Annotated in this window: 12 protein-coding genes; 1 reads left to right on the forward strand and 11 read right to left on the reverse strand. The window is 62.5% G+C overall.

Annotated elements, in window-relative coordinates; all coding sequences use genetic code 11:
- Window positions 1-173: 173 nt before the first annotated feature.
- The 11 genes from G3O06_RS26170 to G3O06_RS26220 all read right to left on the reverse strand — a co-directional run bounded on the left by G3O06_RS26170 (window position 174) and on the right by G3O06_RS26220 (window position 13890).
- Complete coding sequence (locus G3O06_RS26170) at window positions 174-830, reverse strand: TerD family protein (protein ID WP_174999532.1); 657 nt, start codon at window positions 828-830, stop codon at window positions 174-176.
- A gap of 100 nt (window positions 831-930) precedes the next feature.
- On the reverse strand, window positions 931-1947 hold the full coding sequence (locus G3O06_RS26175) for a DUF475 domain-containing protein (protein WP_174917686.1): 1017 nt from the start codon (window positions 1945-1947) through the stop codon (window positions 931-933).
- 44 nt (window positions 1948-1991) lie between these two features.
- Window positions 1992-2738, reverse strand: coding sequence for a VWA domain-containing protein (locus tag G3O06_RS26180; RefSeq protein ID WP_205817962.1), 747 nt, complete (start codon window positions 2736-2738; stop codon window positions 1992-1994).
- Between the two features lie 20 nt (window positions 2739-2758).
- On the reverse strand, window positions 2759-3859 hold the full coding sequence (locus tag G3O06_RS26185; RefSeq protein WP_205817963.1) for a toxic anion resistance protein: 1101 nt from the start codon (window positions 3857-3859) through the stop codon (window positions 2759-2761).
- A gap of 433 nt (window positions 3860-4292) precedes the next feature.
- The gene (locus G3O06_RS26190; protein ID WP_205817964.1) at window positions 4293-5630 is read right to left on the reverse strand and encodes a virulence factor; all 1338 of its coding nucleotides are present in this window, start codon (window positions 5628-5630) and stop codon (window positions 4293-4295) included.
- Between the two features lie 127 nt (window positions 5631-5757).
- Window positions 5758-6021 carry a PAAR domain-containing protein gene (locus G3O06_RS26195; RefSeq protein ID WP_089445997.1) on the reverse strand — a complete coding sequence of 88 codons (264 nt, stop codon included), beginning with the start codon at window positions 6019-6021 and terminating at the stop codon, window positions 5758-5760.
- Between the two features lie 9 nt (window positions 6022-6030).
- The gene (locus G3O06_RS26200; protein ID WP_205817965.1) at window positions 6031-7512 is read right to left on the reverse strand and encodes a virulence factor; all 1482 of its coding nucleotides are present in this window, start codon (window positions 7510-7512) and stop codon (window positions 6031-6033) included.
- Window positions 7509-9773, reverse strand: a complete 2265-nt coding sequence (locus G3O06_RS26205) for a hypothetical protein (RefSeq protein ID WP_205817966.1) — start codon at window positions 9771-9773, stop codon at window positions 7509-7511. The genes G3O06_RS26200 and G3O06_RS26205 overlap by 4 nt, the downstream gene beginning before the upstream one ends.
- Before the next feature lie 23 nt (window positions 9774-9796).
- The gene (locus G3O06_RS26210) at window positions 9797-12562 is read right to left on the reverse strand and encodes a type VI secretion system tip protein VgrG (RefSeq protein ID WP_205817967.1); all 2766 of its coding nucleotides are present in this window, start codon (window positions 12560-12562) and stop codon (window positions 9797-9799) included.
- Window positions 12563-12762: 200 nt separating this feature from the next.
- On the reverse strand, window positions 12763-13215 hold the full coding sequence (locus G3O06_RS26215) for a hypothetical protein (RefSeq protein WP_205817968.1): 453 nt from the start codon (window positions 13213-13215) through the stop codon (window positions 12763-12765).
- Between the two features lie 45 nt (window positions 13216-13260).
- Entirely contained in the window at window positions 13261-13890 is a 630-nt protein-coding gene (locus tag G3O06_RS26220; RefSeq protein ID WP_205817969.1) for a LysE family translocator, read from the reverse strand.
- A 347-nt stretch (window positions 13891-14237) separates the two neighbouring features.
- Between G3O06_RS26220 and G3O06_RS26225 the strand changes: the two genes are divergently transcribed.
- Window positions 14238-16418: a TonB-dependent siderophore receptor gene (locus G3O06_RS26225; RefSeq protein ID WP_205817970.1), complete on the forward strand. Its 2181-nt coding sequence runs from the start codon at window positions 14238-14240 to the stop codon at window positions 16416-16418.
- The last annotated feature ends 51 nt before the right edge of the window (window positions 16419-16469 follow it).

Here is a 16469-nt window from a genome sequence, read left to right on the forward strand (position 1 = left end):
TCGGGCGCACGCGCAACCGGCGTCGCGGCCGCGGGCGGCGCATCGAACGCAAGACGCCCGGGCGTACGCTCGGGCGTCGTATCGAACTCGAGCCGCTTGGGCTCGTCGGACGGATTCGTCATCGCTGCTTCCTGCCCGGCGCGGCGGTGTGCCGCCAGCCGGGCTGCCGCCAGTCAGACCGCGCCGCCGTACGCGCGCACGAAGTCGCCCAGGCCGCGGTTGTAGCCGGCGCCGACGGCCTTGAACATGAATTGGCCGTCGCGGCGATAGAAACTGCCCACCTGCACCGACGTCTCCATCGAGAAGTCTTCCTCGAGCGCGTACTTCGCGATCACCGCACCCGATACTTCGTCGGCGATCTGGATGTAGCTGTGGCGCACCTGGCCGAAATTTTGACGGCGCGCTTCGGCCTGGTCGATCGTCACGACCACCGAGATTTCCTCGACGTCGGCCGCGAGCTTCGTCACGTCGATGAAGATCACTTCGTCGTCGCCGTCGCCGCTGCCCGTGCGGTTGTCGCCGCTATGCACGACGCCCATGCACTTCGACGCGGGCATCCCGCGTTTCGGGAAATCGTCGCCCGGCTGGATGAAGGTTTCCTTGCGCTCCATCGTGCGCACTTCGCTGTTGTAGAACACGAAGTGCTGATCCGAGATCAGCTTCGGGTTGCTCTGCGCGTCGTACTTGCACAGGAACACCGACACGTCGAGATCGAAGTCCGTACCCGTGTCCGTCGCGTTCGCGTCCCAACCGAGACCGATGCGGAACTTCTGCGTGCCGGGCGCTTCCTTCGACAGGTTGACGCGACCGCCTTTCGACAAATTGATCATCTGAACCTCTTCTGCTGGAACCGCCGTTGCGCCGGCGGCAATGCCGGGCCGCCCTGCGCGGCCCCTCGTTGATGGTGTTCGACCCGCGAGTGACGCGTGGTCACTCGCCTGCGACGGCAGTGCGGTCTTCCTTGCGCTGCACGACGATCGACGACCACACGGCCGCGGCGATCATCGCCGCACCGATCAGGCCCGTGATGACCTCGGGCACCTCGAACTTCACGCCGAGGAACATGATCGTTGCGAGCGCGCCGATCGCCCAGAACGCGCCGTGCTCGAGATAGCGATACTGCGCGAGCGTGCCCTTCTTCAGCAGCACGAGCGTCATCTCCCGGATATAGGCCGCACCGACGCCGAGGCCCAGTGCGATCAGGAAGATGTTGTTCGACAGTGCGAATGCACCGATCACGCCGTCAAAGCTGAACGACGAATCGAGCACTTCGAGATACATGAAACCCGCGACGCCTTCGCGCACCACGCGCGTGCCCGTCTCCTCACCGCCGATCAGGTCGCCGATGCCGTGCGCGATCACGAAGCTGATCACGCCGAACGCACCCGCGAGCAGGAAGCTGACTTGCTCGGCGGCCGGCACGTAGAACGACGCGATGATCACGATCGCGAGCGTCAGCGCCACTTCCAGCGCCGTGACGCGGCCGAGATGGCGCATCGGGCCTTCGAGGAAGCCGATCCAGTGCTCGTCCTTCTCGGTGTCGAGCATGAACTTGAAGAACACCATCAGCAGGAACGCGCCGCCGAATGCGGATACCTGGTGATGCGCGGACGTGAGGATCGCCGCGTACTTCTCCGGCGACTCGACCGCGAGCGTCAGCGCGTCCCACATGCCGATGTGGCCGATCACTGCGACGATCAGCAGCGGGAACACGAGCCGCATGCCGAACACGGCGACCGGCAGGCCGAACACCATGAAGCGGTTGCGCCACTTCTCCGACCAGTTCTTGAGCACCGATGCATTGACGACCGCGTTGTCGAGCGACAACGAGATTTCGAGTACCGACAGGACCGCGACGATCAGCATGTCCTTTACGCCGCCGAGGAGATAGGCCGCAACCAGCGCGAGCACCGTGAGCGACAGCGGGATCTTGAAGTCTTTCAACATGATGGGGGTAATCGAGTTCTGGATAAAAGATGGGCGGGCCGTGCTTACTTCGCACGCACCCAGTCGCAGAATTCCTGCGTGATCAAATGTTCGTAGATCTGTTCGTCGCTGATGTCGAGCGATTCGAGATGCAGGAAGCCGACGTTCGGCATCTCGTCCGCGACTTCCGCGAGGAAGCCGAATTCGCTCGGATCGCCAACGCCGACGAGCGACCAGTACAGCGGGTAGTGCTGCGATTCGGCCAGCAGCTGGCGCACGCGCTTGCGGTCGTTCTTCGGATTCTGGCCGTCGGTGACGAACAGTACCCACGCGGGCAAGTGGCCGTTCACCGGCGCGGAGGCAGCCGGCGCGGGCGTGTCGTCCGCAGCGCCGAACAGCCGGCTCAGGAAGCCGCGCGTCTCTTCGCGCTTCGGCGACGGCTCCGGCGCGCGGAAGAAGAAGTCGACGATGTCGTTCATCACCGGCGCGTACTGCGTGCCGCCCCACTTGTCGATCCGCGCTTCGAGCACGTGGTCGGAGATGTACGAGCCGTAGTTCTCCGGCGTCGCGGTCGGCAGCCGGTCGTAGCCTTCGGTGAAGGTCCACGTGTCGACTTCGCCGTTGTCGTCGAACTTCAGAGCGATACCGAGGATCCGGTCGTGCGTGTCCTGGATGACGCCCGACTGATACAGCGGCTTCGCGGAGCCGGAGATGTCGAGCGCCGCGCCGACGCGCACGACGGGCGGCTTCAGGATCTGGCGTTTTTCGAGGACGATCGCGACCTTCGCCGCGCGTTTCTCAAGCGTAATCATGCGGTGTTCTCTCGGTTCTTTCAGTTGTGCTTCGGAGCGAATCGGGTGATCAGGTCCTGTTCGAGCTGGCGCAGGCGCGGTGCGTCCTGCTCACGCTGGCGCTTGCCGTCGGCGATGATCTGCGTGACGTCGTCGAATGCGCCGAACAGCTGCTGCTGCGCGTATTCGAACGTGTCGGTCGAGATCACCGGGCGCTGGCCGAGCCTCGCGACTTCCTGCGCGTTCTGGCGGTTCAGGTCGGCCTGCGCGCGGATCGCTTCGTCAGCCGCGTCGTACGTCGCGTTCGCGAGCGCTGCCGCGCGCTTCGTGCTGAGTTGCTCGAGGTAGAGCGCGAACGCGTTGGTCCACGCGGGGATCAGCACGGTCTTGATCGTCATGAACTTCGACGTCAGCGTGCGTTTCTGGTCCTGCTCCATCCGGATCTGCGGTGCGAGCTGCTTCGACATCAGCATCGCGCGGTCAAGGTCGTCGAGCTTGCTTTCGAGCGCGTCGACCTTGCGCTTCACGTCGAGCAGGCGTTGCGCGGCGAACGCGTCGTCCGCCGGCTGCTGGCCGGCCGCGAGGTGCGCGCGCAGCGTCGCGAGCGCCGTTTCGCCGTGCGCCTTCGACTGCGCGAGCTCCTGGTGCAGCGCGTAGTTGTCGTTGTACATCCGCTCGAGTTCGTCGATGCCGGCCTTCTGGCGCTGCGCATGGTTCTCGAGTTCGACGACGAGCGTGTCCATCCGCTTGCTCACCGATTCGTATTGCGACAGCAGCTTCTCCTTGGTCGAACGGAACAGCCGCGTGACCTGCGTGAGCAGCCCGCCCTTGTCGGCGCCGCGCGGGTCGAGCCCCTTCGCGGTCGCGATCAGTTCGTTGAGCTTGTCGCCGAACTGGTCGGCATCCGACGCGCGGACGCTCGCGAGAATCTGCTGGGAAAAGGCCGCGATCCGCGTGCCCTGCGTCGCGCCGAGCTGGTCGATCTCGTCGACGGTGATCAGGTGGACATTTTCCGCCGGACGTGCTGCCGGCACGGCAACGGCGGCGGGCACGGTGACGGGCGCTGCAAAGGGTGACGAAGACGGGGTGGAAGGACGATCGCTGACCGCATCGGAGTTCTTGTCGTCGAATAGCGGCTTCATGTGGCTACCACGTTTCCTTTTCTGCTTTTTGCTGCGTGTTGTCATGCGCGCGAGGCGCGCATCCGCGATTGCCGTCGTGCTCTCTCACGGGCGGCAGACGGACAATAAAGGGCGACGACGCGGTGCGTCAAGAGATGCAAATCTTTCAATTTCCATACGTCTTGTAATGTATGCGATGGAAATCTTGATACGGTTCCGAATGACGTGAGGACAAATGCCTTGATGGAGCGTGAATCTGCAATTCTCGGGAAACGTAGGCAGCGAGCAATGGAAAGTATTTTGAAAGAATTTATCTATTGCTATTCCGCTGAATGTTACAGATTGCTTAATGCGGCGGGAGCCATTGTCGCGACGCATCATGCGGCGGTGAATCCGCCGAAACCCGTCATGCAGGCACGCGCGATGCCTTGCGGCAGTCATCCTGTGGCGGGCTCTACTCCGAATAGCCCTGCGACGCCGGACGTGCATCGTGACGACGGCCCCACCACGGCAAGTACGCGTTGTTTTCACCGCGTGCGCGAAACCAGTTCTTGCTGGTGTCGATCGGTGTCAGCTTCGACGGTGCAACCACTACCACCGCGGTCGGATGGTCGGTGTCGGTCGTTCCCGCCACGAGCACGTTTCCGCCAAGGTGGTTCGCTCGGCCGATCGCCAGTGCTACATCGGTCAAGGCCGCGCCGGCACCCATATCACCGAGCAATGCCGACGTATTGAAGGTCTGTGCGCGGAGGTCGTATTCCGCCAGCACTTCGGTCAGTGATTGCGACAGCGTGGCGACCCTTGCCGACGCGGCATCGCTGCCCTTGCCTGCGTCGTGAATGACGTAGTTCAGTGACGAGACAGCGACGCCGGCATTGCTCACCGCTGCGTCGACCGTCGATCTCCATGCCTGCACTGCGCGAGTCGCGCCTTGCTTCGCGTCGAAATCGTCGACGTTGCTTCGCGCAGCCTTGCCGATCCATGCCAGCGGTTCGCGCTCGGTCTTCAGATTCGGGCTGGCAAGGAACAGCAGCACCATGTTCTCGTTGATCTGTTCGTCCTGCGGCGGAAAGCGCGGCGCGTCCCAGTTCATCACCCAGACGCTTTTGTCGGGGTGAGCGGCCAGATAGTTCAGTGCGGCGTTCAGCGACGTGAAACCGGCGTTGCCTTGACCTGACGTCACGTGCACATCGGGCGGCGTATCGTGGCTCCATAGATCTTTTGCGGACGGGTTGCCGATTTCGAACATGCTTGCAATCTCGTCGCGCAAATATGACGCTGCCCGCTTGGGGTTCAGTCGATCGCCGGGAATGGCCAGCTCGACGTGTATGCCAGCCAGTTCTCTCCAGTTCCACCGCCAGCGCGAGCTGACGGTATAGAAGTAGTCGCTGTTCATGAAATAGCGCGTTCGAAAAAGTACCAGGAGTTCGTTGATGTACTTTTCATAGAACCCGGAAAACGACTCACGGCCCCGGCTACCGTCCGCGACGATAGCTATCGGTTGCAAGGTCGTATATTTCGCGGGGTTGGTTCGCACCATATCGTCGTTGCTGTTCGGCTTGACCAGCCCGAGCGTCCACAGCAATTGCCACTCGGTCGGATAGTCACGTCGCTGCAGTGGATTGAGCCATGCAAGTCCAACGACCTGGGCAACGAACGGCACTGCGGATGCCCCCTCGACGGCCTGCGCCGTTGCGGTGTTCATCTCCGCACGCACCGGCAAGACCAACAGGATTGTCGCCGCCGCGATCACCACGGACCCGACGTGTCTGACAAGAGTGAAACGGGACATGAATATTCCTAATCGAACCGGTCAGCAAAGCGTTGACTGCCGACCCGGCGGCACCGGAGCCCGGTCGAAACCGGAACCCCGTCTTCAATCCCAATGGTGAGTTCGTCGCGGCAACCGTCCCGGCGACTCATTCCCGCCCGGACGATGCCAGACTCGAAATCAGCGTCGCGCCACACGATGTCTTGTGACCATCGAACGCGGCGGGCTTTCCGTCGACGATCACCTGCGGATCGCCTTCGGCGATAACGCAAGCCTGATGCCCCGAGATCGGACAGACACACGTGTCACCAAGCCGGGCCACCGGCCGCCCCATCACTTCGCTGACCGCGCTGCCGGTCACGACCTGGCCGCCGTGGCTCGTCGCGTCACCGACTCGAATGATTCCGCGCATGCGGGCTCCTTATTCCGAATAGCCTTGTGTCGTCGAGTCCGAATCGTTACGACGCCCCCACCAAGGCAAATACGCATTGTTTGCGCCACGTGCGCGGAACCAGTTCTTGTTCGTGTCTATTGGCGTCAATTTCGAAGGTGCGACGACAACCACCGCAGTCGGATGCTCACTGTCGGTCGTTCCTGCTACGAGCACGTTTCCGCCGAGGTGATTCGCTCGGCCGATCGCGAGTACGACATCCGTCAGCGCCGCGCCAGCGCCCATGTCACCGAGCAACGCCGACGTGTTGAAGGTCTGCGTACGGAAATCGTATTCCGGCAGCACTTCCGTCAGCGTTTGCGACAGCGAGGCGATCCGTGTCGATGCAGCATCGCTACCCTTTCCTGCGTCGTGCACGACGTAATTCAACGACGACACGGGTACGCCCGCATTGCTCGCCGCCGTATCGATCGTCGACTTCCATGCCTGTACCGCGCGGCTCGCGCCTTGCTTCGCCTCGAAATCCTTGACGTTGCCTCGTGCAGCCTTGCCGATCCAGGCAAGCGGCTCACGCTCGGTCTTCATATCTGGGCCAGCCAGAAACAGCACCACCATGTTCTCGTTGATCTGTCCATCTTGCGGTGGAAAGTTCGGCGCATCCCAATTCACTACCCACGCGCTTTTGTCCGGATGTGCAGCCAGATAGTCCAGCGCTGCGTTCAATGACGTAAAGCCCGCATTCCCTTGCCCTGCCGTCACGTGTACATCGGGTGGTGTATCACGGGTCCAAAGATTTTTCGCGGACGGATTACCGATTTCGAAGATGGTAACGATGCGATCGCGCAGATAGGTGCCAGCTAACGCAGGATCAATTCGGCCGGAAGGAACTGCCAGCTCGACATGCATGCCTGCCAACTCTCGCCACTTTCGTTGCTCGCTCGGGCTGACGGTATAAAAATAACCTTCGCCAGTAAAATACGGTACACGGAAGAGTATCAGCAGCTTATCGACATATTTCTCATAAAAACCAGAAAAAGATTCTCGCCCACGACGACCATCCGCAACAATGGAAATTGGCTGCAACGTCGAATATTTATTCGGATTCGTTCGAACCATATCATCGTTGACGTTCGGCTTGACCAGACCGAGCGTCCACAATATTTGCCATTCGGTAGGGTAATCCCTGCGTTGTAGCGGATTCATCCAGCCAAGCCCTACGACCTGAGCAACGAAGGGTTTGGATGAACCAGCTCCAGCGATCGAGGTTGCCTTATCTGCCGACGATGCAGCGACTGCGCGTGGAGTTGCAATCACCGTTGCAAATGCAAACACCATGACTGCCACGAGGCCAGGGACCAACACCAGTCGTTTCATCAGATTACCCATACTCAATAACTCTCCCGCCGGCTTGCCGGACGAAATCAATATCAAAAACGATGCCCCTAAAGCAAGGAACAATGCAAGACCAGCAACCCCGACCCGACGCGGCCAAGTGGCAATGACCGCTCTCATAACCTCCCCCCCAGTTTCAGGAAAAATCCGCCATCTCGCTCGTCATATATCTTTGGCGGCATCTTTGCATGCTCATCTTTCTTTGCCCACTCATGCAAAAATAAATCCCCATACTTTCCGGTTTTTATATAATCGGCCAAATTAGAATTCGGATCACCCTTCGCTGCATCACTGGCGAATCGCCAGTCTGCCTGAATTCTTGCATTCTCAAAGTCATCTTCGGTCAGATAACAAAGGCCAATCGCCACATCATAGGCCAGTGCCATTTCAGCATGGTCCTTGTTGGTCATGATGGTCGAATGGTTGGTGGGGTTGTTCTTGTCCCCTCCGTTCAAGATCGCGAAGATCTCCTTGTTTCTCCATTCGGTGTAGTCAGCGCTCGCTGCGTCCGGATTGTCCTCTCCGATCACTTTTCCTGCCTCGTTGACCCAGCGGCGATTCCCTGATCTCCGCGCTTCCATCCGGAGAATGGAACGATCCTCGTATCGCTGCGCAGCCTCGGATGCTGCGTCGCCCTTCGCTTTCAGCGCGTCGCCCTCAGGCGTCGCGAATTTTTCTGACTTTTTGTCGAAGTTATCGTAGGGATCGTCATCCCGTTTGTTCTCCTTGTTGGCATCGAGCCCAGCCGACGGCGGATCGTAGCCCTCGTTGAAGGCTCCTTCTTCGAGCCGTTTCCCGTCCCCATCGCACGCGCCCGATGGCTTGCCATAGCGCAACGCCTTTGGAAAGAAGCGCGTTTCCTTGTCGAGCATCGGTGCGGTAATCGGGATTTCCCATTTGTCCGGCGGCAGGGCATTGACCTCCATGTCCGACAAGTTGAACAGGTAGAGGGCCGGGCTCGTTACAAACGTGAAAAGCTTCGCGATCCACCCTTCATTGGAATGCATGCCTCGCGCAAAACCGTACCGCGCGGGCGGTGACGGCGGATACCAAAACCCCTCCGTTTTGTTCTTGCTGCTACGCCAGTCATCCTCCCAATACCGGTATAGCTTGTTGTCACCGCCGACTTCGAAGTTCGACGCGAACACACGTTGCGAGAAAACACCCCACGCGTTCGTCGCGCTGATCTCTTCGATGTTCATGCCGCGCCAGCCGATCCCTTGAACGGTCAACGCAGAAATGACCTGGTCATGCGGGCAGCAATACAGTGTCACTCTCCCGTAGGTGTTTTTCTGGTACAACCCGTGCGCCTCCCGGTCCTTGGCAGCGCTATACGGTTTACCCCCGTTCTTCGACGGTCTTGCGTTTTCCATTGCCCGATCGAGATCCTCCGCAGGCATTTCCAGATCGGCTCGAGCGCGCAGGATATCGAAGTACTCCCTAAGCGTTTCCTTGCGTGCGACATAGGTCTCGCGCCCCACGTGCCCGTTCTTGTCGCGTACCCCGCGCTGTGCCCAGGTATCGGTGAAGTTGCTCTCCACGAGGCTGTACGGCGGATTGGCGAGAACATAAGTGTCCGCGACGCAACGTCCTTTCTTGCCCCACTGATCCGTCACCTCGGGCAACCGGTCGCCGAGAAATGCAGCGGCGAGACCGATCATGTTTCCCTGGCTGTGGCACACGATCGTGATCGGCACGTCGGCCTGCCGCTTGCGGATCGATTCGACCAGGCGCGCAAGTCGCAGTGCCCCCAGCACGCCATAGGTGCGCGGCGGTGTCGAATAGATCTTGCGATTGCCGATCGAATTCATGTGCTGGACGGTCAGCCACAGAAAAAGCCGGTCGTGCAACCCGTCATTCCACAGATCCGGCAGACTCGAACACCCGCCCGCGAACGGCCCGCCGCCCCAGTAATTGTTCTCGTTGAGCATGATCTTGTCGCCATACTTCTTCAGCTCGTCAGCATTCGCTGAATAGCCCCACCGGAAGTGAATGACAGGCGAAAAAGACGGATCGGGCTTGATGTACGTCTGCGAGGACATTTCCGGATTCAGAAATCCGTCAGGCGTCAGGCTGTCGATATAGCTGACTGGCGTCATCTGCCCGGCAACCGGCCCGCACTGGAAAAGTTGATCGTCGTACCGCCCCATGCGCCGGTTCAAGCCATCGCACAACCCTTTCTCGGCGTCCTTGAACCACTCGCCCTCCGAATTCACCCCGTGAACGAAAATGACGACGCCCGGCAGCGGCATCTGCATCACGCATTGGAGGTCGTTGCGGTTGAACAGCGTCGTCCCCGCGCCACCACCCACTGCCGTCTGCGACGGGTCGTCCGTCGACGGCTGCCCGCCCGGGTTCTGCGAAAAGTTGTAGTTGAACATGTTGTTTTTCTTGAAGACTCAGCTCAGGTTCTCGACTTGAAGAAGCGCACCGCCAATTGTTCGAACTGATCGCTGCTGACCGGCGCCAGCTTGCCTTCCGCGTCGGTCTTCCCCTTGATCAACTCGCCCGATGCCTTGCGCACCTCGGCTTCCATCCCTTCGACCGGTTGCCCGTCGGTCGCCCGGACCAGCTTCGGCACCCGCCCCAGCGAGCCCTGGTCGAACTTCGGGAAATCGGTGCTCATGCTCGCCGGCCCGGCCCACGTATGCGACGCAGACTTGACGGTGAAACTCCCCGGACACCCGAGCTCGATATCCCCGCCCTGCAGCTTCAGATACGCGCCGCCCGACGTCACGAACACGACCTGCTCGCTGGCCATGCCCGCGAGCTTTCCGCCCCCCGCCGTCATCTGGATGTTTTTCGCGGAATCGATCTGCGTATCGTCGTTCTGGCTCTGCAGCGCCACCTTCCCCTGGTTGGCGATCGCCGAGACCCCTTCGCTGTGCGCGAACATCGCCACGCCATGGCCGGCCTGCAGGTTGATCCGCTGCCCGCTCGTGTACTGCAGGTGGTTCTGCGCGACGATATCGACGTTGCCGCCGGCATGGGTCGTGACGGTCTTCGGCGTCGCGATGCTGATCCCGGCCGGCGCGGTAATGCCGATCGCCGCCATCGACTCGCCGCCGCCGGCGGCTTCCCCGTTCGGCCAGCCTTTCACCGTGGTCATCAGCGCGTCGTGCGGCTGCGTATCGGGCGCCACACCCTGATGCTGTCCCGCATAGTCGCCGAGACTCTTGAACAACTCGACGCATTCCTGCATCAGTTGCAGATACTCGTCCCGCGCAAGATGGCCGTCGCTCGCGCGCAGCCGTTCCCAGGCCGAGATCAGCATCGCCTTGCCGCTGCGAATCGCCACGTGCGCATCGCTGCGCAACTCGGCACCCTCGCCACGCGCCGCGCCCTGGCCGTTGTCGCGTGGCTGCGTCAGATAGCCGAGGTTCAGCTGGCTATGCGCATGCTCGCTCGCCAGTTGGCTGCTGATCTGCCCCGGCGTATCGTCGAAGCGGATCTGGTTGTACCGCTGCCCCTTGATTTCCTTCGTCTTCGTGCCGGACAGGTAACGGTTGCCCGGCAGCGCGCCGGTGTGGCTGAAGGTCGCCGGCATGTTCGGCCCGTTGGCCAGCACGCCCATCACGACGAGCCGGTCCGGATCGCCGCTGATATGGCCGATCAGCACCTCCATGCCGACGCGCGGCAAGGTATTCGCGCCGAAGCTCGGCCCGGCGAGCGCGCAGGCGACACGCACCGGCGCGCTGTCGGTCGGCGTGCCGCTCGTGCCGGCGCCCTGCGCATGCGCGTGATCGTCCGCGCTCAGCCCCTGGATCTGCACCCGGATGCGGCCCATTTCATCGCAGAACACCTCTTCCCCGTCGGGTCCGACGACGACGGCCGTCATCGGATGCACGGGCGGCAGGTCGACATGGGGATCGTAGGCCGGGGTCAGCGGCACGCCGCGTCGCACGCACGAGAACGTGTTCTCGTAGCGCCTGTCGTTTTCATCGCCTGGCTTGCTGTTCACGTCAGTCGGCACCGCGTTGAACAGCACGCGGCTTGCCGCGAACAGCGACTGCGCGCGCTCGTTCAGTTCCTTCGGCAGGTTGTTCCGTACGCGATGATGAAGCGACGTGACGACGAACTGCCGCTGCTCGGCCGGCAATGTGTCGAGCTGCGGATGCTCGGCGAGCGCAAACCAGTGGCCGACGGCCAGATCGCGCACATTGCTCACGCCGTCGATCGATTCGGCGCGCAGTTCGTGCGCAAGCATGCGGTCCTTGCCGATCCGGTCAAGATCGGACGACGAATTTCCGGCGTGCGGAATATCGATGACACTGTCGGCCAGCACATGCCCGAGGTCGTTGCCGCCATCGCCCTGGTCGACGATCGTCGCCTGTTCGGTTTGCGACATCCGGCCGGTCTTGTAATCCCACGTCGGCCGCACGATCTTGCCCGGGATCAGGCTGCGGCTCGTCGCCCATAGCGTGATCGAGTCGCGCTCTTCAGTGGCGGCGTCGCGGTGATAGCGAACGGTACCGGCAACCGTCTCGTGCAACTTCATCGAATCGTCGGCAAAGACCAGCGTATGAACCGGCGTGTCGTTCGCGTTGCCGTTCGCCCGCTCGCCAGCCTTGCCTGCCTTGACGAAGACGGTCGCGCCGTCGCGCCGCAGCAGCCGCCGGATGAAGTGCGCGTCCGACTCATTGACCTGCCGCGTGAGTTCGCGCGCCGGGTACCGTTCGCCCTGCAGGCCGGACAGGTCGAATTCAAATGCGCCCGCAAGCGCCGAGCTGCGCTGGCGCCACTCCTGAAGCAGCACGCCCAGGATGTCGGGCAGGTTCTTGGTGCGGAACAGTCGCGAATTGGTTCGCCGCTCCATCACCGACAGCACATCGCGAACCGTCAACTGGTAACAGGTCAGCGAACCGTCCGACTGTCCGGCACGGACTTCGGTGACGATGCCGTTGATGGTGTGGAGACGCCCGCGATCGGTCGTCATCTCGACGGAAACCGGTAGCCCGATGAAGCTGCGGATCGGGAGATCGGCCCGTGCGGACACGCAGGTCAGATGCCCCTCGATGCCCGTCATCAACCCTTCGCGGATATCGGCATACTGGAGCGCGAGCACCTGCTCGAGCGTCTTCTGGGCAGGCCCCCAGTTCATGCGAACCGGTCGATTGTTCTGATCGACCACCCCGGACGCAAATGTGCGTAGCAATTCGGCTGTATTCACAGCATGACTCTCAGGATTTTGTTTTACTTCATTGTTCACCGGGCAATCACGCCCGCTGGTCCGTCCTGGGAGTGCTGCCCGCCTGGTTTTTTGGCGAGCATATCAAATTTGTCAGGCAGGTGACGAAATTTTGAAAGGATTTAGAGCGCTTTGTGTAATGCTCCTGACCAGATTTAAAACTTCACAATCTTTCTAATTGATTACGCGCCGTCCGGCGGCACCCGATCGTCGTCATGGCGTCGCTCCAGCACTTGCCGCATACCTAGCCGCGGCAACACGAACGGCACCGATCGGTCACGAATCGTGAAATCCCACCGTCCGTCGATGTCGACGAACGTCGCGCTGAAATGCCGGTCGTCGGCCCATGTCATGTCGTCCAGATGGCACGACACGTACATCGCGCCGACCGTGCGCCGCGCGAGCTCCTTCAACGGTTCCTTCGACACGAGCGTGAACGTGACGGCCTCCTCGAACAGGCAGTCGTAGTCGGTGACGAGCAGATAGGCGGACGGCGTCTCGAACTGGCGGAGCAGCACATAGCCGGACACGGTGAGGCCGCAACGCTCGCCGCTCACGAGCACATGAGTGCGCGACGGCCAGGTTTCATACGGACCGTCGTGCATTTCGAGCGTGAAGCGCTCGATCGGCTTCATCGCCGGGCCGGTTGGCCAGGAACGTGTTCCCGAAACATCGCCGCGTCAGTTCACGGCCTTGCGATACAGCGCGACATACCCCGCGAGCATCAGCAGCAGCGACCCGCTGACGCGGTTCAGCCACTTCTCCCCGGCTGCTTTCCACACGCGCACCGAATGCACGCCGAGCAGCGCGTAGCCGGTCATCCCGACAACGTCGATCGCGACGATCGTCGCCGCGAGGATCGCGTACTGCGGCGCGATCGCATGCGACCGGTCGACGAACTGCGGCAGCAGCGCGGACATGAACAGGTAGTACTTCGGGTTGCTCATTGCGACGAAAAAGCTCTTCAGGAACGCGGTCCGGCGATCGGGCGTCGCGGGATCGAGCGCCTGCGCAGCGGCAGAGCCGCCGGATGACAGCAGCATCCGTACGCCGACATAGGCGAGCCACGCAGCGCCGGCCAGCTTCAGCGTGACGAATGCCGTTTCCGACGCGTCGAGCAGCATCCCGAGACCCAACCCGACCAGCGCAACGAGCACGACATCGGCCGTGACGGCACCCAGCATGCCGACCATCGCGTGACGCAATCCGTACCGCGAGCCGTTGCTCATCGCGAGCAACACCGTCGGGCCGGGCGTCGCGACGCCGACGGACAGGATCAGGGCAAAAGCGAGCAAGGCGGACAGCGACATGGCGTGGCGTTCCTTCTGAAGGGAGCTTGCGTACGGGAAGGCGTCGCCGTCTCCCCCGCGCGGGCCGCTGCCGGCACGCGCGAATCATGACGACGAAGTTGAACGGCTCATGATCGCATGTTCGCTTCGCTGTCCGCTCGGTGGCGATGCGACCTCGATCCCGCCCCGCGCTCGCCCGCCATCCCGGATAGTGAGCGATCATTTTCGTAAACGACAATGATTCTCGTTTACGTTAGACTCCGCCGCTCGATAAAAAAAACGTCCGCGACAGCACGGACGCATCACACCGCCCGGATTCCGACTTGCCGCCCTGGGATGGATTACCGACCACACCCGATTTGCGTCCCATGTCGACACTTTCGTTACCCGCCCGGCGTCTCACGCCGATTGCCTTCGGCATTGCGCTGACCTGCGCGCTCGCTACCTCCGCGCAGGCCCAGCAGGCCGCGTCCGCCGCCACTGTCGTGCCCGACACGTCGGTGCTGCCGTCGATCAACGTAACGGGCGCCGCCGAGCCGCTTCCCGGCGACCTCGCGCCGACCTACGCGGGCGGCCAGGTCGCGCGCGGTGCGGACTACGGCGTGCTCGGCCGGCAAAAGGCGAGCGACGTGCCGTTCAGCATGACCACCTACACGTCGAAGCTGATCGAGGACCAGCAGGCACGCACCCTCGCCGACGTGCTCGACAACGATCCGGCCGTGCGCAGCGCGTCCGGTTACGGCAACTTCTCGCAGGTATTCATCATCCGCGGCTTCCAGCTCGCCGGCGACGACGTATCGCTGAACGGCCTGTACGGCGTCACGCCGCGACAGCTCGTCCAGACCGATGCGGTCGAACGCGTCGACGTGCTCAAGGGCGCGAATGCATTCCTGAGCGGCGCATCGCCGAACGGCTCCGCGGTCGGCGGCGGCGTGAACCTGCAGTTGAAGCGCGCGGACGACAAGCCGCTTACGCGCGTGACCGTCAACGGCGAGGTGTCCGGCTCGATCGGCACGCACATCGACATCGGCCGCCGCTTCGGCAGTGAGGGCCAGTTCGGCGTGCGCGTGAACCAGTCGATCGGCGGCGGCGACACGGCCGTCAGCGACGAGCGCCACCGCAACAACGTGACGGCCGTATCGCTCGACTGGCGCGGCGACAAGCTGCGCCTGTACGGCGACTTCCTGTACCAGCGCGAGCGGATCGACAACGGCCGCCCCGTCGTGCTGATCAGCGGCAACCAGGTGCCGGCCGTCCCGTCCGCGACGCACAACTATGCGCAGCCGTGGAGCTTCAGCGAGCTCGAGGATACGGTCGGGATCGTGCGCGCCGAATACGATTTCCTGCCCGCATGGACGGCCTATGTGTCGGCGGGCGCCCGTCATACGAACGAGCACGGCGACTACTACACGCCGACCTACTCGTCGTCCGGCACGACCGGCTCGCGCCTGAGCGTGCCGCACAAGGAGGATGCCCAATCGGCCGAAGCCGGTGTGCGCGGCCGCTTCACGACCGGCCCCGTGTCGCACTTCGTGACGGCCGGCGCGTCGTTCATCCGCATCGACAGCCAGTCTGCGTACACGATGTCGAGCGCGTTCCCGACGACGCTCTACGATCCGGCGCCGGTCGCGTTCCCGCCGACCGCCTATGCGGGCGGCGACATGAGCGACCCGGGCACGGTCACCAAGACCTGGCTGCGCAGCGTCGCGGTGTCCGACACGCTCGGCTTCCTCGGCGACCGCGTGCTGTTCACGATCGGCGCGCGCCGCCAGTCGATCTCCGTCGACAATTTCGACTACACCGGTGCCGTGTCGTCGACGTACAGCGACGCGATCACGACGCCCGTGTTCGGTCTCGTCGTCAAACCGTGGCAGAACGTATCGATCTTCGCGAACCGCAGCGAGGCGCTCGCGCAGGGCGAAATCGCGCCGAACACCTCGCGCAATGCGGGCCAGTCGCTGTCGCCGTTCCGGTCGAAGCAGGTCGAGGCCGGCATCCGCTACGACACCAGCAAGTACGGCGCGTCGCTCGCGCTGTTCCAGATCGAGAAGCCGATGGCATACACCGATCCGGTGTCGAAGCTGTTCGGCGCCAACGGCACGCAACGGCACCGCGGCGTGGAAACGGCCGTGTACGGCGAACCGTGGAAAGGCGTGCGGCTGATCGCGGGTGCGACGTACATCAACGCGACGCTGCAGAACACGGCGGGCGGCGCGAACGACGGCAACCGGCCGATCGGCGTGCCGACGTTCCTGCTCAACGCGGGCGCCGAATACGACGTGCCGATGCTGCGCGGCCTCACGCTGACCGCACGCTGGATCCACACGGGCCCGCAGTACGTGGACGTCGCGAACACGGCGTCGATCCAGGCGTGGGACCGCTATGATCTCGGTGCGCGCTACGCGACGGAACTGTTCGGCCGGAAGACGACGCTCCGTGCGACCGTGCGCAATGTCACGAACAAGTCGTACTGGTCGTCGACGACCGGCGGGTACCTGACGCAGGGCGATCCGCGCTCGGTGTGGCTGTCGATGACGACGGATTTTTGACGATCGCGGAAGGGAGTGGCGGGCTGCCGCAAGAGTTTGCTATACTCTCGA

The sequence above is a fragment of the Burkholderia sp. Ac-20345 genome (assembly GCF_017104825.1).
Lineage (GTDB): Bacteria > Pseudomonadota > Gammaproteobacteria > Burkholderiales > Burkholderiaceae > Burkholderia > Burkholderia lata_B.